Genomic DNA, 18,431 nt, shown 5'->3' with positions numbered 1-18,431 from the left:
GACCTGATAATAAAACCAAGAAGGTATCTATGAACGCTCAATCCTCACACCAGCTCAAGCGGGGTTTGTCTACCCGGCATATTCGTTTCATGGCATTGGGTTCTGCTATCGGTACAGGGCTGTTCTATGGCTCGGCATCGGCCATTAAACTGGCCGGGCCTTCGGTGTTGCTTGCCTATCTGATAGGTGGCGCAGCCATTTACATGATGATGCGCGCCCTTGGCGAAATGGCGGTGCATAACCCGGTGTCAGGGTCGTTCGGCCACTATGCCAGCCAGTACCTGGGGCGCTACTTCGGCTTTCTGACAGGTTGGAGCTATGCCTTCTCGATGTTGGTGGTGTGCCTGGCAGACGTGACGGCGTTTGGCGTTTACATGGGGCTGTGGTTCCCCGATACGCCCGCCTGGATCTGGGTGCTTGGGATCGTGTTGTTTATCGGGGCACTGAACCTGTGCAGCGTGAAAGTGTTCGGCGAGATGGAGTTCTGGCTGTCGCTGCTCAAGGTGACCGCTATCGTTGCCATGATCGTGGCAGGGGCGGCTGTGCTGTTATTGGGTATCCAGTTGGACAACGATGCGGGCACTGTTGCCGCCGTCTCGAACCTCTGGAGCCACGGCGGATTCTTCCCCAATGGTATTGGCGGAATGATTGCCTCTTTCACTGTGGTGATGTTCGCTTTTGGTGGGGTCGAGATGATCGGTATTACCGCAGGCGAGGCGAGGGACCCAAAGCGCGTGCTGCCGAAAGCAATCAACTCGGTGCCGCTGCGTATTCTGCTGTTCTACATCCTTACCCTGTTCGTACTTATGGCCATTTATCCATGGACCAGCATTGGCAGCCACGGTAGCCCGTTCGTGCAGATCTTCAGTGGCCTGGGCATTAGCTCTGCGGCAACCGTGTTGAACATCGTGGTGATTTCCGCTGCTGTTTCGGCGATCAACAGCGATATCTTCAGTGCCGGGCGCATGATGTACGGCATGGCGCAGAACGGTCAGGCGCCTGCCGGCTTCGCATCACTGTCGCGTTTCGGTGTGCCGTGGATGACGGTTGCTGTAATGGGCGTGGCGCTGCTTTTGGGCGTGGTGTTGAACTACCTGGTGCCGGAAGACTTGTTCCTGGTTCTTGCTGCGGTGGTCACGTTCTCCATTGTCTGGGTCTGGTTGATGATCCTGCTGTCACAAGTGGCCATGCGCCGGGGCATGAGCAAGGAAGAGGCGGCGGCACTGGATTATCGTATGCCACTGTGGCCGGTAGGGCCGGCCTGCGCGATTGCGTTCATGGTATTCATTTTTGGTGTGCTTGGTTGGTTCCCGGCCAGCCGCACAGCCATGTATGTCGGGGTTGGCTGGCTGGTCCTGTTGTCCCTGGGGTACTGGTTGTGGGGTGTGCGTGCGCCACGGCAAGTGTCTGCCAGCGCTTGAGGCCTCGAACTAATAGCCGTCCGGCAGTGTTCGCGGGTGAACCCGCTCCCACAGGATCACCACAGCCTTTCAGGCAGATGCAGTCCCTGTGGAAGCGGGCAAGCCCGCGAAGAATCCAGCGCGGTGTCTGGCACCGGCTGCGCCGGTGTTCGCGGGCACGCCCGCTCCCACAGGATCACCACAGCCTTCAGGCAGGCGCAGTCCCTGTGGGAGCGGGCAAGCCCGCGAAGAATACAGCGCAGTGTCTGGCACCGGCTGCGCCGGTGTTCGCGGGCACGCCCACAGGATCACCACAGCCTTTCAGGCAGATGCAGTCCCTGTGGGAGCGGGCAAGCCCGCGAAGAATACAGCGCAGTGTCTGGCACCGGCTGCGCCGGTGTTCGCGGGCACGCCCGCTCCCACAGGATCACCACAGCCTTCAGGCAGGCGCAGTCCCTGTGGGAGCGGGTTCACCCGCGAAGAATCCAGCGCGGTGTTTGGCACCGGCTGCGCCGGTGTTCGCAGGTAAACCTGATCCTACAGGACCTGTGCATGCCTTGAGGTTGGCAGGGGCAGCAGCAAGGTCAACAGCGCTCCCAACGCCAGCAACACCGTGGTATAGACAATCCCGGCGGTAAAACTCTGGGTAAGGTCCTTCAACCAGCCAACCACCAGCGGGTTCAGCGCCGAGCCGATATTGCCGAACGCATTGATCACCGCAATCCCGATTGCCCGCGCCTCGAACGACAGCGCTTGGTCCGGCGTAGTCCAGAAGATCGACATGGCAGTGTACGAGCCGGTGGCGGCCATGCAGATACCGCACAACTGAACCAACGGGTTACCGGCATATGCAGCAAACAGCCAGCCGGCAGCAGCCATCAGCATGGGCAGCACCAGGTGCCATTTGCGTTCCTGGCTGCGGTCGGAATGCAGCCCCCACAGCACCATACCGATGATGGTGCACACCTGTGGAATCATTGCCAGAAAGCCGATGGTGCTGTTGCTGCTGTCGGCGGCACTGATGCTCTTGATGATCAACGGCGTCCACACGGCGATCATCGCCAACGTATTAACCAGGCAGAAGTAAACAAGGCTGAACAGCAGCACGGTGGGCGAAAGCATTTCGCGCAGCAGGCTGCCGTGTTCCGCCGCTACGGTTTGGGTCGCCAGTGGCTTATCAGCGGCCAGGGCCTGCTGCAGTTGTTGCTTGTCTTCCGGGCTCAACCAGTGAGCCTGGCCGGGCGTGTCGTTCAGGTAGCCGAAAACCACGAAGCCCATGACCACCGAAGGCATGCCTTCAAGCAGGAACAGCCATTGCCAGCCGTGCAAGCCCCATACGCCATCCAGGCTCAGTATCAGCCCCGAGAGTGCCGAGCCGAAGCCTGCGGTAAACGGCATGGCGATCATGAACAGCGCATTGGCACGTGCCCGGTACGCCGCCGGGAACCAGAACGTCAGGTACAGCAGCACGCCAGGCAGAAAACCAGCTTCCGTAATCCCGACCAGAATCCGCAACACATACAGGCTGCCGGCATCGGTGGCGAACAGGGTCGCGGTCGAGGCCAGCCCCCAGGCAATCATCAGGCTGCCAATCCATTTGCGCGCGCCAACCCTGGCCAAGGCCATGTTGCTGGGGATGCCGCAGGCGATATAGGCGATGTAGAACAGCGTGGTGGCCATGCCGAACTGGGTGCTGCTCAGGCCCAGGTCGCCCATCATGGTCAGGCCGGCAAAGCCGATGTTGATGCGGTCGAGAAACGACAGCACAAAGCACAGGAACAGAAAGCCCAGCAGGCGCCTGGAGACTTTGCGCATCACGGCTTGCTCAGCGCTGCTGGCGGTTTTTAGCGTGGTAATGGGGGCAGTGTTCTGGTGCATGTGGGCGCCTGATTATTATTGGTTTCAGCGGCACCGGCTCCGGTGCTTTGGCAACGGCAGTTGCTACAGGTCTTGCAGCGCCGACCGGGTCAGTTCGGTAAAGGCCTGGGCATCGCCCAGTGCATGCGCGCTGAGCAGCGCCAGCTTGGCCAGGAACAGCTCGGCCTTGGCCGGTGTGGCCTGGTCCAGGGCGTCTGCCAGTACGTCGTAAACCACTTCCAGGTCTGTTGCGGTAAGGGTATTCATGGCGCTTCCTCTCAGTGCTTGCCCAGGGCGGTGTCGATGGCGCTTTGCAGTTGTGCAGCAGATAGCTGCAGCCAGCGGGCGCTGATGTGCTGGTCCGGGCGCACCAGATAGGCGCCAGTGCGGGTGATGCCATACTTGGCGGCGATGTGGCCGCTGGCGTCGTCGAGCTGTTGATCTGCGCCGCTGATGGTGGCTTGGCCGTTTTGCGCAACCGCGATGATCTGCAAGGGCAGGCCACTGCTGCGTATAACGTTCGCCTGCTCGACTACGTCGCTGGGGATGCAGTCCCTGTCGGTGAAGTACAGCAGGTAGAAACTGGCACCCAGGCGGTCGAACAGGTAGTCGTCTTCAGCCAGGCGGATATTCAGCAGTGGTGCGCCGTTGCGCGGCCCGGCCGTGAAGCGCTGGTTGTCGTCCGCCTGGCAATTGAGCACAGAGTCCGCGTAATCGTGTGGCCGCGAGGTACGCCAGTGGTACAGCGGGCGAACGAACGCCTGGGTCAGCGACAGGGACAGCACCGCATCACGTACCAGGCGGTAACCCGCCGTGGGTGGCGCCATGAAGCGGGTGCTCTTGCCGGCCTCGCTGATGATTTCCCGCGCGGCACTCACGCGCTCGCGGGAGTACGACTGTAGCAACCTGGGGCCGGCCAGGCCCTTGAGGGTGAGGGCCAGTTTCCACACCAGGCCATGGCAATCCTGGAACCCGGTGTTGGCGCCACGCACGCCAAAAATCGGCAACAGGTGGGCCGCGTCCCCGGCGAATATCACGCGCTGGTGAATGTAGTCCGGCAGGGTCAGGGCGCGGGCTGAATACACCGAACTCCAGTCCATTTCCCACTCTGGGTTTTCCACGCCAAGCATCTGCAACTGGGCATTGATGCGTTCGCGCAGGGACTCGGGCTGCAGCGCCTGTTCCGGGGTTTCATCTGGCGGCAGTTGGTAGTCGATGCGCCAGATATCGCCTGGTTCGCGATGCATCAATACGGTGTTGCCCGGGTTCCAGGCCGGATCGAAATAGGCCAGGCGTTCGGTGGGCAGGCCCAGGTCGATCTTGATGTCGGCGATGACGAAGCGGCCTTCGTAGGCGGTACCCTCGAGTTTCAGGTCCAGCAGCGTGCGCAATGTCGAACGTGCGCCGTCAGCCGCAACTACCCAGTCAGCGTCCAGCTCATAGCTGCCGACGGGGGTATCGATGCTCAGGCGGGCGAAGTCGTCATGCTGCGCCAAACCGGTCACGCGGTTGCCCCAGCGCAGCTCCACCAACGGGTTGGCCTCGGCGGCCTCGGCCAGAAACTGCTCCAGACAGGGCTGCTGCAGGTTGGTCATGGGCGCGTAGCGGTCGTCTGGATCGTGCGGGTTCTCCATGCGGAACACCCGCTGGTTGCGGTAGTACGAATTGCCACAGCTCCATGGCAAGCCAATTTCACAGACTCGGTCGGCGACACCGACCTGCTGCAAGATTTCCATCGATCGCCGGGTAAACACGATCGCCCGGCTGCCTTCGCTCACCTGTCGTTCCGCCGCCAGCACCACACAGGCGATGCCATGGCGGGCGAGGTCCAGCGCTGTGGTCAGGCCGATCGGGCCGGCGCCAACCACCACGACTGGTTTGCGTTCCGGGCAGGCGGCACCGACGCTGGCAGTGTGGGCAGGGAAGACCTGGTAGTTGAAATAGAGGGAGCGGCGTGGCTCGCTGTGAGGCTGATGCATGGCTATGCACATCCTTATTCTTGTAGGTATTCAGGTGTGCGAATGACTGTACTCGAGGCCGCTGCGCGTGATGTCCCCTGCAGGGGACAATTGCATCGCTCACAGTTTTGCCTCCCGGTAGACGGGTGGCTTAGCATCGAGCATCTCGATGCGCCTTTGTGCTGTCGCACCCAACGGAAATGGAACGTACCGAAGATGACCAGCGAAGCGTTCGGGTCAATGCGCAGCGGATCCAGCGGGTAGAAGGGGGCGATCTGGAAGTGCTGCTTGCGGCGACTGTGCTGCATAACTGTGCGCACGGGATGATTGCCGATTCAATCAAGATTAGCTAAGTTATGAAAAATTCATAACCTTGGTAACCTCGGTATAAACCTATGGATCCAGTCGCCAACCCCTATTCCCCAGGCGCGGGAGCGCCGCCCCCGGCATTGGCCGGTCGCGACGCATTGCTCAAGCAGGTGAGCATCGCCATTGCCCGCATTCGCCGTGGTCGGGCGGCGAAGAGCGTGCTGATGGTTGGCCTGCGCGGCGTAGGCAAGACGGTCCTGCTCGAAAAGATGCGTATCGAAGCCGAGGCTGAAGGCGTGCATGCCGTTCGTATGGAAGCGCCGGAAAGTCGCTCGCTTCCCGCTCTGCTGGCACCTCAACTGCGCCTGGCGCTGCTACGCCTGAGCCGCGTGGACGCCGCGCGGGACCTTGCCCAGCGGGGGTTGCGAGCCCTTTCGGGGTTTGCAAAATCGTTAAAGGTTACCTACGCAGACATCGAGGTGGGCCTGGACCTCGACCCGGAGCCTGGCTTGGCTGATAACGGCGACCTAGAAGGCGACTTGGCGACGTTGCTGGAAGAGGCCGGCAAGGCAGCCCAACGTGCAGACACTGCGCTTGTGATGTTCATCGATGAGTTGCAGTACGTCGCTGAGGACCAGTTGGCCGCGTTGATCACCGCCTTGCATCGCTGCGCCCAAGGCCAGTTACCTGTCACGTTGGTGGGGGCTGGCTTGCCTCAGTTGCGGGGGCGGTGCGGCAACGCGAAATCCTATGCGGAGCGGCTGTTCGACTTCCCTGAAATCGGCCCGCTTACCCCTGACGCGGCAAGGTTCGCGATAGTGCAGCCTGCAGAAGAAGAAGGTGTGGCATTCGAAGAAGCTGCGCTCGAAAGTGTGCTGGCGCACTCGCAGGGCTATCCCTATTTCTTGCAGGAGTGGGGTAAGCATTCCTGGGATGTAGCCATGCAGAGCCCCATCACCAGAGCTGATGTGGAAACTGCATCCGAACAAGCGATCGCCACGCTGGATGAAAGCTTCTTTCGGGTTCGTTTTGATCGACTGACGCTTGCGGAAAAGAGATACCTGCGCGGTATGGCCGATCTGGGCCCCGGCCCCCATCGTTCTGGTGATATCGCGGCCAGCCTGGCGCGAAAGGTTTCCACACTCGCGCCGCTTCGCAGTGCATTGATTGACAAGGGGATGATCTACAGCCCGAATCACGGTGATACGGCATTCACGGTGCCGCTGTTTGATGAGTTCATGCGGCGTATCATGCCGGGCGAGGATTGGCGGGTTGTTTAGCGGAATATCCGCAAAGCGTGTGGTGGGGAAGTTTTTTACTGGTATGCCCTGCGAATCTGAATCTGATGGTCCATGTCGTCCTCAATCCAGTGATCTGGCAGTGCTTTGTGGGAGCAACTGACTTCCTCAAATCTAAACAGCTTGCGCGGTCCATGTGGGAGCGGGCTCGCCCGCGAACACGGGCGGAGCCCGTGCCATCCATCGCAGCGTTTGCTTCGTGGGCAAGCCCGCCCACAGGGCCCTCGCTAGACTATCGATATTGGGCTGCGCAGCAGCCCCATTGGCGTATCAACGCCGCCGCAACACAGTGGCCAGCCCAACAGTCAGCACCACGGCGCAAATCATGGCCAAGCTGACGGTAATAGCCACGCCCCACGCTTCAAGCAGCCCCGCCAACACCAGGTAGAACGCGATCACCCCCACCGCACCAATCGCATTACCCCGCACCATCGCCGCCATCCCGAACCGCCCGCTTTGTACATGGGCGAACACCACCAGAGGCCAGGCTATCACCGGTATCGGCGCGAGCATCCCGCTGGTCGCCGGGCCCAACCAGCTAGCCAGGCTGGTGATGACCATCAGCAGGCAAGTGGCAGACACCATGCGCAGTGGAATCTCCCAAAACCGATGCCGGGGGCGGGCCAGGGTGTCCGGCCTGGGCTCGCGGCCGCTGGCGCGTATCAGTACACCGATCAGCAGCAGCGCCACGGCAATTGACAGGTACAGGTTACCCCAGTGGGTAAACACATAGGCGGCCAGACCGTAGAACAGCAACGCCAGCAGCACGGCCGAGGCGACACCGAGCCTGCGCGTGGCCAACAGATAGAAGGTGTAGGTGGCCTGCACCGCCGCCAGGCCGCCCAAGGCTCCAGGCAATGCGCCCAAGGCGAAGGCCGTGCCTTGCTCCAGGCACAGGAAGGTCATCACCAGACCCGAGGTGATCGGCATGCCGGACAGCAGCCCTCCCAACAGGCCGCCCCAACGCCGCGCGGCCAGGGAGATTGCCCACATCAGCAGGGGCGTGACAATCAGTTTCAGGTAGAACAGGGTCATTGCGAGTGTACCCAGGCTGGATGAAGATGCGCCCGCCGTCGGCATTGGGTGGGGCGCGGGTGAATCAACCGCGGCTGGCCGCCAGGGCCTGGGCCAGGTCGGCGATGATATCGTCGCTGTGCTCGATACCAATCGACAGGCGCACCATGTCCCGTGGCACACCGGCCTTCTCCAGTTCCTCGTCGTTGAGTTGGCGGTGGGTGGTGGAGGCGGGGTGGCAGGCCAGCGACTTGGCGTCGCCGATGTTGACCAGGCGCACTACCAACTGCAACGCATCGATGAAGCGCGCGCCAGCCGCCTGCCCGCCCTTGATGCCGAACGACAGGATCGACGCCGGCTTGCCGCCGGTGTAGCGCCGGGCCAGCTCATGCTCGGGGTGGTCGGGCAGCCCTGCATACTTCACCCACGCCACCTGCTCGTGGGCTTGCAGGTAGCGGGCGACCTTCAGCGCGTTCTCGGTGTGGCGCTCCATGCGCAGGGCCAACGTTTCCAGGCCTTGCAGGATCAGGAAGGCGTTGAACGGCGACAGCGCGGCACCGGTGTTGCGCAATGGCACCACGCGGCAGCGGCCGATGAAGGCGGCGGGGCCGAAGGCTTCGGTGTAAGTGACGCCGTGGTAGGACGGGTCGGGGGTGTTGAGCAGGGCGAAGCGTTCTTTGTTGTCGGCCCAGGGGAACTTGCCGGAGTCGATGACGATACCGCCGATGCTGGTACCGTGGCCGCCGATGTATTTGGTCAGCGAGTGCACGACGATATCGGCGCCATGCTCGAACGGTCGGCACAGTACCGGGGTGGCCACGGTGTTGTCGACGATCAGCGGCACACCGTGGCGGTGGGCGGCCTCGGCCAGTGCGGCGATATCGACGATATTGCCGGCAGGGTTGCCGATGGACTCGCAGAACACCGCCTTGGTACGCGAATCGATCAGCGCTTCGAGGGCGGCGATGTCGTCATGGGCGGCGAAGCGGGTGTGAATACCCATGCGCGGCAGGGTGTGGGCCAGCAGGTTGTAGGTGCCGCCGTACAGCTTGGCCACCGAGACAATGTTGTCGCCAGCCTCGGCGACGGTCTGGATGGCGTAGGTGATGGCCGCCATGCCCGAGGCCACCGCCAGCGCGCCAACCCCGCCCTCCAGGGCAGCCATGCGCTGCTCGAGCACGTCGTTGGTGGGGTTCATGATGCGCGAGTAGATGTTGCCGGCCACCTTCAGGTCGAACAGGTCGGCACCGTGCTGGGTATCGTCGAAGGCGAAGGAGGTGGTCTGGTAGATCGGTACGGCCACCGCGCGGGTGGTCGGGTCGGGGCTGAAGCCCGCATGGATGGCGAGAGTTTCCAGCTTCATGCAATCGTTCCTTGAGCGTGGGTGGAAGCGATAAGCATGCGGCGGTGGATTGAAGCGGGTCAAGGATGTCGTGGTGGTACCTTTGAAGCGTATTCAGCCTGCCGTAGCAATCTGAATGCCAGGAGACAGAAGAGGCAAAATAAATTAACAGTTGATAATGATTCTCGACTGCGAATAATATCGCTGCCTCGATTATTCTGGCAATCCATCTTGTGGCAGACGAAAAACTCCAGCTCTATCTGGCCCACAGGGCGGCATTGCTTGACTATGCCGCGCCGATCGTCGGTTGTCGCGCCCGCGCCGAGGATGTGGTGCAGGAAGCCTGGCTGCGCTTCAGCCGCCAGCAGGAGGATGCCGATATCCGCCACCCGGCCAGCTACCTGTACCGCATCGTGCGCAACCTGGCCCTCGACCAGACCCGCCGCAGTGCCACCGAAAAGGCCCAGCCCGGCGGCGACGAGATCCTCGCCGAGCTGCCTTCCACCAGTGCCTCGCCCGAGCAAGCTGTCACCCAGCAGAATGAACTCAGTGCCATCAGCCGCGCCCTCGAGGAATTGCCCCAGCGCACTCGTGTGGCCTTCGAGATGCACCGCCTGGGTGGGCATACCCTGCAGGAGGTGGCCACGCACCTGAACGTTTCCGTCAGCCTGGTGCATCAGCTGGTGCGCGACGCCCTCAGCCACTGCATGGCACGCCTGGAGGATGACCTGTGAAAAAACGTTCGGTTGCTGCGTCTTTTGCTCAACGGGGTGGCTTTGTGCGACCCTTCGTGTCCCCGAGCCCCCAGGAGCCATGCCCGACATGACGTCAGCAGACCTCACCTCCAGCCTCCGCGAGCAGGCTCTGGACTGGCTCCTGCGCCTGCAGCAGGCGCCGCATGATACGCAGCTGCGTGGCGAGTTCGAGCAATGGTGCATTAGCGATGCGGCCAATGCCGAGGCCTATCGCAAGGCCGAGAAGGTCTGGCAACTGACCGGGCAATTGGCACCGACTACGACCGAGCACTGGCCCAAGGCTACGGTGATGCAGTTGCCTGTCCGCCGCCGTCGTTGGTGGCTGGGCGGCGCCGTGGCGGCCTGCTTGCTGGTGGCCGTGGCGCCATCCCTGAACCTGCGCTTGCAGGCCGACTACCGTACTGCTCAGGGCGAGACCCGCGACGTTACGCTCGCCGACGGCAGCGTGGTGCAGATGGACAGCGACACCGCCATCGCCGTGGACTACTCCGGCAATTACCGGGACGTGAAGCTGTTGGCCGGGCAGGCGTTCTTTGAGGTGAAGCCCGACAAGACCAAGCCGTTTCACGTGCGTGCCGAGGCGGTCAAAGTGACGGTGACCGGTACGGCCTTCAACGTTGAACTGCGGCCGGGCAGGGTGGGCGTAGATGTGCAGCATGGTTCGGTGCGGGTCGAGGACACTGCTGATGCGCACGTGCTCTCGGATGCCCTCACGGCCGGGGAACGGCTGCGTTATGTCGATGGCATCGTCCAGATGAAGACCTTCGTGCCGTCGCAGGCGGCGCCCTGGCGCCAGGGGCAGTTGATTGCCAATGACCAGCGTGTGGCCGAACTGGTGCAAGAGCTGGCGCGGTATCTGCCGGGCAAGGTGGTGCTGCGCGATGATGCGTTGGGTGACAAGCGTGTCACTGGCGTTTATGACCTACATAAACCTGAGGCGGCCCTGCGGGCGGTGATCCGGCCCCATGGTGGCGAGGTGCGCAGCTATGGGCCCTGGTTGCTGGTGCTGAGCAAACCTTGATCTTCGGGGCCGTGCAGCGGCCCCAAAAGTCCTGCTGCAAAAATAATTTCACGATTTTCTGAAAATTCCCCGAACTGTCCCGTCTTCTCCCCCGCGCGCAACAACTGATATCGATTCGTATTCAATTTTTCTTCCCGGCGACTGCCCGGGGCGGGGATGTGACATGACTCAAACAACAAGCCGGAAGCCGCGCAGCGCGCGGGGTTGGTCGTTGCGCCTGAAATGTGTGTTGGGTAGTGGTCTGCTGGGGCTGGGCTGCGTGCTGCCAGCGCCACTGCTGTGGGCAGGCGAGGCACCCGCGCAGTTGGCCCAGGTGCACGCTTTCGCCATCCCGGCGCAAAGCCTGGCCGCTGCGCTGATCGCCTTCGGCCAGCAGAGCGGATTGCAGGTCAGCGTCGATGCGCAATTGCTCGAAGGCGCCCAGAGTAACGCGGTGCAGGGCCACTTCAGCAGTGAAGCGGCGTTGTCGCGCCTGCTCTCCGGCAGCGGTCTGACCTGGGACGCGGACGGCGACGTGCTCAGCCTGCGCCTGCTGCACAGTGAAGCCGATGCCGGCCCGCTGGAGTTGCACGACACCCTCGTGCTCGGCGACACCGAAAGCAATGGTTACATGGGCGCCACGGTCATCAGCGGCAAGGCCATCCATGCCTTCCCCGGTGCCAACGGTGACATCACCACGCTACTGCAGATGCACCCCAGCGTGCAGTTTTCCGGTTCGCAGAAAAGCTCCAATACCCCGGGCGAGATCGACCCCGCCGACATCAGCATCAACGGCGCCAAGTTCTACCAGAACAACTTCATGATCGATGGCATCTCGATCAATAACGACCTCGACCCCGGCGCCCACGGGTACAGCGAGAACCGCCAGTTCGACGCCGCGCCCAGCAACCCTCACGGCATTGCCCTGGACGCCGACCTGCTGCAGGAAGTGAAGGTCTATGACAGCAACGTGCCGGCCGAGTACGGCGGCTTCAACGGCGGTGTAATCGATGCCATCACCCGCCGCCCGAGCAGGGACTTTCATGGCAAGTTCTCATACGGGATCAGCCGCTCGGAATGGACCCGCTACCACATTACCGAGCAGGACCAGGAAAGCTTCGACAACTCGTCCTCCGAGCAGTACCAGCCCGAATTCGAGAAGACCACCTTGCGCGGCATGCTCGAAGGTCACCTGACCGACGACTTCGGCGCGATCCTGAGCTTTTCCCAGCGTCGCTCGGTGATCCCGCTCAACCGTTATGAAAATGGCTACATCAGCCCCAATGCCGACAGCCGCGAAGACCAGACCCGGCAGCTCGACAACTACATGCTCAAGACCTACTGGGACGTCAACGACCGGCTGACCGTGGAAGGCTCATTCATCCAGGCGCCTCAGGAGAATGTGTTCTTCCGGCAGAATTTCCTCAACTCCGAATTCACCAACACCAATGGCGGCTGGCAAGGCTCGCTGAAGGCGATCTGGGAAGGTGACCAGGCGCGCTGGACCCATACGCTGGCGCTGACCAACCTTTACAGCTCGCGCGAGTCTGATGAAACCGACACCGTGCTGTGGTGGTACTCCGACGCCAAGAACTGGGGCAACCCCAGCAGCAACACTGCGAAAAGCGGCGAAGGCGCGTTCGGCAACCTCGACCAGACCCAGCGCGGCATCGACTACACCCTCAAGGGCGAGTGGCAGACCTTCGACTTTGCCGGTATCAGCCATGGCTTCACCACCGGCCTTGAGCTGTCGCAGCAGCGCGCCGTGTGGGAGCGTGAAGAAACCGGGCAGGGTGTCACCACGTTCAAGCGCGACAACGGCACCAGCTGCGCCGGCAGCGACCCCTGGTGCTCGGTCAGCCCGCTGCTCAACGGCAATACCCGCCAGTGGGGCAGCACCCGCACCCAGTACAACGCCGGCAAGATCGACCTCACTGAAAACGCCTACGCCTTCTACATCGACGACCAGATGCAGATCGGCAAGCTCAGCCTGCGCCCCGGCCTGCGCTTCGAGGGCGACGATTACATGAAGCAGAAGACCGTGTCGCCACGCTTTGCCGGTGACTACGACTTCTTCGGCGACCGCAGCACCGTGCTGGTGTTCGGTGCCAACCGCTACTACGGGCGCAACCTGTTCAAGTACCGCCTCGCCGACGGCCGCCAGGCGATGAACACTACCTACACCCGCACCAGCCAGGACGGTGAATGGGTGGGGCGCCAGGTGCTCAACACCAACCGTTTCTCGGACATGAACATCCCCTACGACGACGAGCTTATGCTCGGCCTGGAACAACGCTGGCTGAACACCGATTTCCGCCTGAAATACGTGCACCGCAAGGGCAACGACCAAGTGGTGCGCACCTCGTCGCGGGTACTGGGGCTCGATCCGCTCGCTGGCTACCAGAGCATCTACTACACCTACGTCAATGCCGGCTCCAGCGAGAGCGACAACGTCTCCCTGACCATCACCCCGAACCAGTCGTTGCGCCTGCTTGGCAGTGTCACCAGCCTGCAACTGGCGTTGGACTGGTCGCGCAGCAAGAACGCCTACAGCACCTACGAAAGCGGCTTCAACCAGGCTGAGTACGCCGACGACGACGTGATCTATGATGGCAAGCGCCTGGCCTACAGCCAGCTGCCGGCCAGCGACTTCAACCGGCCGTGGACCGCACGCCTGACCACCATCACCGAGATCCCTGCCTGGCACCTGAGCGTCAGCAACTTCTTCCGCTACCGCGGCGCCTACGAACAGATCATTGACACCGGCCGCTACCAGGACGTCGACGGCGAATCCCTGCGCGTCTACGACACCGCCTCGGTGGCCGCCGCGCCGACCTGGGACATGCGCGTCAAGTGGGAGATCCCCACGGCCCGTGAGCAGGCGCTGTTCGTGGCGGTTGACGTGACCAACGTCACCGACAAGGTCAACCCCATCGTCAGCAACAGCAGCACCGCCCGCACCACCTACGAAGTCGGCCGCCAGTACTGGCTGGAAGTCGGCTACCGCTTCTGACCCCATAAGAAAACCGTGGATAACCTGATGAACAAGCTCATCGCGGGCCTGCTCGGCCCACTGCTGCTCGGCGCCTGTGCGGCGCTACCCGAACTCGACGCGCCGTTGCCCTGGGACGGCCAGGTGGTGCATGGCCAGCTGGCCAACGGCCTGGCTTACCGCCTGGTGCGGGAAACTTCACAACCTGGGCGTCTGGACCTGCGCCTGACCGTCAAGGCCGGCTCGGTGGACGAAGCCGACGACCAGGTCGGTGTGGCCCACATGGTCGAACACCTGACCTTCCATAGCCGCGCCGGTGGCGAGCAGAACCTGCGCCAGCGCATGACCGACCTGGGCTGGGCGCAGGGCCGCCACTTCAATGCGGTGACCAACTACGAGCGCACCCAGTACCTGATCGGTCCGCCCGCCGGTGTGCGCCAGGCCCCGCAGGCCTTGCAGGCGCTGGCCGACCTAGTCTTTGCCCGCGACTATAACGCCCAGGACCTGGAGCGTGAGCGACCGATCGTGATCGAGGAATGGCGCGGCGGCCTGGGTGTGGCACAGCGTATGAACGAGCAACGCACGGCGTCGCAGCGGGTTGGCTCGCGCTATCCCGAACACCGTACCATCGGTAACGAGGCAGCGATTCGCTCGGCCAGCCTGGCAAGCCTCAAGGCTTTCCAGGACCGCTGGTACCTGCCCAACAACATGGTGTTGTCGGCCGTCGGCGATTTCGATCCGAAGGTAATGCTGGTGCAGATCGAACAGGCCTTCGGTACGGCCAAGGCCGGCGAGCTGCCAGGCCGCGAGCAGCGTGAACTGCCGCTGGACGACAAGCTGAAGGTGTTCCGCCTGCAGGACCCGCAATCGGGCAGCAACCAGGTGGCGATGCTGTTCCGCTTCCATGAGCCGGACAGCCGTGGCACCAGCCGCGCGGCGCTGCGCGAGCGGCTGATCGACCGCATGACCCTGGCCGCGATGCTCGACAGCCTGCGCCGCCAACCCCGCGAGCCGGGCGTGCGTAGCCTGCTCGCGCAGAAGACCCTGATCGGCGAGCATTCCGCCGTGCTGGGCATCGCTGCCGGTGTCGAAGGCCAGGCCCACGCTCAGGCGTTGCAGCAGTTGCTGACCGAAATCGAGCGGCTGCGCCAGCATGGTTTCACCGAGGCGGACCTGCAGCGGGAACGAGAGCACATTCGCAAACTGGGCGACAAGACTTTGGCCAACAAGGCGCCACGGACCTTCGAGCAATGGGTCGAGCAGCTCAACAACGCCGCTGTGCAGGGCAATGCGGTGACCGAGCGCCGGGCCACCGCCGAACGTTATCTCGAGGTGTTGGGCAGCATCGGCCGCAGTGACCTGGATGCACGCCTGCGTCGCTGGCTGGCCAGCCCGGACCGGGTGTTGCAAGTCAGTGCTGCGGGGGCTTCGCAAGTTACCCTGCCGAGCGTTGCACAAGTGCAGGCGCAGCAGAGCGCGCTGGCCGGGCGCGCGTTGGCGGCGCCGGTACAGCAGGCGCCGGTTGTCGCGGCACCTGCACAACTGAAGATGCCATCGCCGGCAGCCGCGGGCGCTATCGTCGAGCGCAAGGCGTTCCCTGAACAGCAGGTCGAACACTGGCAATTGAGCAATGGCGACCGCCTGGTCTGGCTCAAGCGCAACGGCCCCGAAGGCAAGTGGTTGCTACAGGCCGATTCCTCTGCGGGTTACCGTCTCGATGGTGTACCGGCCTGGCGCCTGCAGATGGCCACGCAGTTGGCGCTGCGCAGTGGCCAGCCGGGCATGGAACCTCAGGCACTGGCCGACTGGCGTCAGGCGCAGCGTGCCACGCTCAGCCTCGATCATCAGCCTCAACGCTTGCAGCTCAGCCTGGGCGCTGCCGCTGGGCAGTTGTTGGTGCTGCTGCAGAGTTATCGGATCAGTCAACAGGCCAGTGTCGACCCCGTGCTGTTCGACGAGTCGCGTGACGAACTGCTGCAACGTCTGCACAGCCGCCCCGACGATGTTCGCGGGCGCCAGGAGAGCGCGCAACGCAAGCTCAAGTACGGCGCCGATCACTGGCAGTCGCCGGACATCGCCAGCCTCGAAGGGCTGACGGCAGACCAACTGACAACTGACTGGCGGCGCCAGGTTGCTGCGCCGGTGACCTATTACCTGATGGCCGATGTGGCTGCGGACACGCTTGAGCCAATGGTGCGCGAGCAGCTCGCGAGCATCCCGCGCAAAGCCCCGTTGGCAAGCCGGCCGGCGCTGCAGCAACCTGGCCAGCGTCGTGAGGACTTGGCCATCGCCCTGGAACCCCGCGCGGTGCTGCAAGCCAGCAGCTTCCTGCCACACGCTTGGAGCCCGGAAGCGGCGGCGCGCGTCGCGCTATTGCGCGACCTGGCCAACCAGCGTCTGAAAGCCCAGCTTCGTGGCGAGGCCTCCGGCGTCTACCGCCTGCGCTTCGACAGCGAGCTCAATGCCGACACCCAGCGCATCGAGAGCAGCCTGAGCTTTACCTGCGACCCTGCGCGAGTCGACGAGCTATGGGCCATGGCCCAGCAGACCCTGGCCAACCTGCAACCGGATGCCCAGTGGCTGGTCGCCGAGCGAGCCGAGTTCCTGCGTCAGGAAAGCAAGCGCCGCGAAGATCCACAGACCCAGTTCAGGCGCCTGATCCTCAGCGACCGCCACTGGCATGACCCGCGCTATCTGCACATCCAGGCACAGCTGCCCGAGGCCCTGACCCTGCCTGAACTGCAGCAGCAGGCCAAGCAGCTGTTCCCACGCGCCAACCAGGTGCAGTTGCGCCTGTTGCCATCGCCGACGGCGCTGGAGCAGGCGCTGTGACGACCTTGCGAACGTTCTACCGTCTCAGCCGCCCGTTCTGGGCCAGCCGCCAGCAATGGCCAGCCTGGCTGATGCTGGCGGCGGTGATCGGCCTGGGCCTGCTGGTGGTGCAGATCAATGTGCTGATCAACAGCTGGAGCAAGACCTTCTACGACACCCTGGCGGTGTTCGACACTGCGGGTCTGTATGGCCTGGTTGGTGAGTACGCGCTGTACCTGGGCAGCTATGTGCTGATCATCGTGGTCATGGACTACATTCGCAAAGGGCTGGAGCTGCGCTGGCGCCAGTCGATGACCGGGCGCCTGACCGACGCCTGGCTGGCCGACCAGGCCTTCTACCGCCTGGGCCTGACCGGCGAGCCCGACAACCCCGACCAGCGCATTGCCCAGGACATCGACCTGATGGTCGGCCTGAGCATCGAGTTGGTGGCCTCCCTGGTGATCAACCTGGCGCAGGTTGGCGCGTTCGTGGTGATCCTGTGGAACCTGTCGGGCGTACAGACCTTCGGCCTGTTCGGTGAGACGTTCACGGTGCATGGCTACCTGGTGTGGATCGTGCTGGTCTACACCCTGGCCGGCAGCCTGTTGACTCACCTGATTGGCAAGCCGCTGCATGCGTTGAACTACGAGCGCGAGCACCGTGAAGCGGACTTTCGCGCCAGCCTGCTGCGCAAGCGCGACCACGCCGAGCAGATCGCCTTGTACGGGGGCGAGGCTGTGGAGCGCGAGCACCTGGCACAGCGCTTTCGCGCCATTGCCGAGAACTGGCGGCAGTTGATGGGGCGTGAGCGCAATCTCAGCTTGTTCACCGTGTCCTATGAGCGCCTGAGCCTGATCATTCCAGTGTTCGCCGCGTTACCGGCGTTCATGGCCAAGACCATCACCCTGGGTGGGCTGATGCAGATTCGCAGTGCGTTCAACGCCGTGCACGGCTCGCTCAGCTGGTTCATCAAGCTCTATCACAAGCTGGTGCGCTGGAGTGCTGCCCTGCAGCGGCTTGAGCAATTCGAGCAGGCGATAGCCGCCAGCCACGAACAGGTCACCACCGCTGCGCACGGTGACTGTCTATTCACGCGTGGGCTGACGCTTTGTCGGCCAGATGGCAGTGCCATGCTGCGCGACCTGGAGCTGCAGGCAGAGCAGGGCCAGTGGGTACGCCTGAACGGACGCAGCGGGCTGGGCAAGTCGACCTTGCTGCGCACGTTGCAGGGATTGTGGCCTTACTGCCTGGGTGACTGGCAACTACCGACTGGGCGTAGCCTGTTGTTGCCACAGAAGCCCTACATGCCGCACATGAGTCTGCGCGGGTTGCTGGCTTACCCACAGGTGCGGTCGATCGACGATGTGCAGTTGGTCGATGTGCTGGGCAAGGTGGGTCTGGGTGGCCTGATTGGGCAGTTGGACAAGCAAGCAGAGTGGGAGCGCGTGCTTTCCGGGGGTGAGCAGCAGCGACTGAGCCTGGCGCGGGCATTGCTGTACCGACCAGACACGTTGTACCTGGATGAGGCGACCAGTCACCTGGATATGGGCAGTGCTCGGGGGCTGTTGGAAATGCTCAGGATGGAGTTGCCCCGGTGCACGGTGGTCGGGGTAACACACCAGGAAGGGTTGGCCGGACTGTTCCACCGGACTTTCGAACTGGAGAAGCTCTCCGAATCTGTGTAGGACAGTGCCC

General features: G+C 63.0%; 12 protein-coding genes and 1 pseudogene. 8 read left to right on the top strand and 5 right to left on the bottom strand.

Going from position 1 to position 18,431, the window contains the following annotated elements; translation table 11 throughout:
- Positions 1–29: 29 nt before the first annotated feature.
- Positions 30–1,421 (top strand): amino acid permease, encoded by a 1,392-nt coding sequence (locus TZ03_RS11095; RefSeq protein ID WP_051097648.1) that lies wholly within the window; start codon positions 30–32, stop codon positions 1,419–1,421.
- A 516-nt stretch (positions 1,422–1,937) separates the two neighbouring features.
- Here the strand turns inward: TZ03_RS11095 and TZ03_RS11090 are convergent.
- The 3 genes from TZ03_RS11090 to TZ03_RS11080 form a co-directional block, all read right to left on the bottom strand.
- Positions 1,938–3,278 carry an MFS transporter gene (locus TZ03_RS11090; protein WP_051097647.1) on the bottom strand — a complete coding sequence of 447 codons (1,341 nt, stop codon included), beginning with the start codon at positions 3,276–3,278 and terminating at the stop codon, positions 1,938–1,940.
- Positions 3,279–3,341: 63 nt separating this feature from the next.
- A complete protein-coding gene (locus tag TZ03_RS11085) occupies positions 3,342–3,524 on the bottom strand; it encodes a hypothetical protein (RefSeq protein WP_051097646.1) in 183 nt (60 codons plus the stop codon).
- 11 nt (positions 3,525–3,535) lie between these two features.
- Positions 3,536–5,236: an FAD-dependent monooxygenase gene (locus TZ03_RS11080; protein WP_051097645.1), complete on the bottom strand. Its 1,701-nt coding sequence runs from the start codon at positions 5,234–5,236 to the stop codon at positions 3,536–3,538.
- Between the two features lie 209 nt (positions 5,237–5,445).
- On the opposite strand from TZ03_RS11080, the pseudogene TZ03_RS30055 reads away from it, so the two are divergent.
- Positions 5,446–5,529, top strand: a pseudogene (locus TZ03_RS30055) (phosphohydrolase); the annotation flags it as partial.
- A gap of 81 nt (positions 5,530–5,610) precedes the next feature.
- Positions 5,611–6,804 (top strand): ATP-binding protein, encoded by a 1,194-nt coding sequence (locus tag TZ03_RS11075; protein WP_051097644.1) that lies wholly within the window; start codon positions 5,611–5,613, stop codon positions 6,802–6,804.
- 288 nt (positions 6,805–7,092) lie between these two features.
- On the opposite strand, the gene TZ03_RS11070 is transcribed toward TZ03_RS11075, so the two are convergent.
- Entirely contained in the window at positions 7,093–7,857 is a 765-nt protein-coding gene (locus TZ03_RS11070) for a hypothetical protein (RefSeq protein WP_051097643.1), read from the bottom strand.
- A gap of 64 nt (positions 7,858–7,921) precedes the next feature.
- Positions 7,922–9,199: a bifunctional O-acetylhomoserine aminocarboxypropyltransferase/cysteine synthase gene (locus tag TZ03_RS11065; protein WP_051097642.1), complete on the bottom strand. Its 1,278-nt coding sequence runs from the start codon at positions 9,197–9,199 to the stop codon at positions 7,922–7,924.
- A 212-nt stretch (positions 9,200–9,411) separates the two neighbouring features.
- Between TZ03_RS11065 and TZ03_RS11060 the strand changes: the two genes are divergently transcribed.
- From TZ03_RS11060 to TZ03_RS11040, 5 genes are all read left to right on the top strand, one after another.
- Entirely contained in the window at positions 9,412–9,912 is a 501-nt protein-coding gene (locus TZ03_RS11060; RefSeq protein ID WP_082056604.1) for a sigma-70 family RNA polymerase sigma factor, read from the top strand.
- A gap of 88 nt (positions 9,913–10,000) precedes the next feature.
- Complete coding sequence (locus tag TZ03_RS11055; RefSeq protein ID WP_051097640.1) at positions 10,001–10,954, top strand: FecR family protein; 954 nt, start codon at positions 10,001–10,003, stop codon at positions 10,952–10,954.
- Positions 10,955–11,117: 163 nt separating this feature from the next.
- Complete coding sequence (locus TZ03_RS11050) at positions 11,118–13,946, top strand: TonB-dependent receptor (protein WP_053388426.1); 2,829 nt, start codon at positions 11,118–11,120, stop codon at positions 13,944–13,946.
- Between the two features lie 27 nt (positions 13,947–13,973).
- The gene (locus TZ03_RS11045) at positions 13,974–16,757 is read left to right on the top strand and encodes a M16 family metallopeptidase (RefSeq protein ID WP_051097639.1); all 2,784 of its coding nucleotides are present in this window, start codon (positions 13,974–13,976) and stop codon (positions 16,755–16,757) included.
- Positions 16,754–18,421, top strand: a complete 1,668-nt coding sequence (locus TZ03_RS11040; RefSeq protein WP_051097638.1) for an ABC transporter ATP-binding protein/permease — start codon at positions 16,754–16,756, stop codon at positions 18,419–18,421. The genes TZ03_RS11045 and TZ03_RS11040 overlap by 4 nt, the downstream gene beginning before the upstream one ends.
- Positions 18,422–18,431 lie beyond the last annotated feature (10 nt).

It is taken from the genome of Pseudomonas sp. 10-1B (assembly GCF_000935045.1).
Lineage (GTDB): Bacteria > Pseudomonadota > Gammaproteobacteria > Pseudomonadales > Pseudomonadaceae > Aquipseudomonas.
Note: the sequence above shows the minus strand (reverse complement) of the source record. Positions and strands in the feature narration are given on the sequence as shown.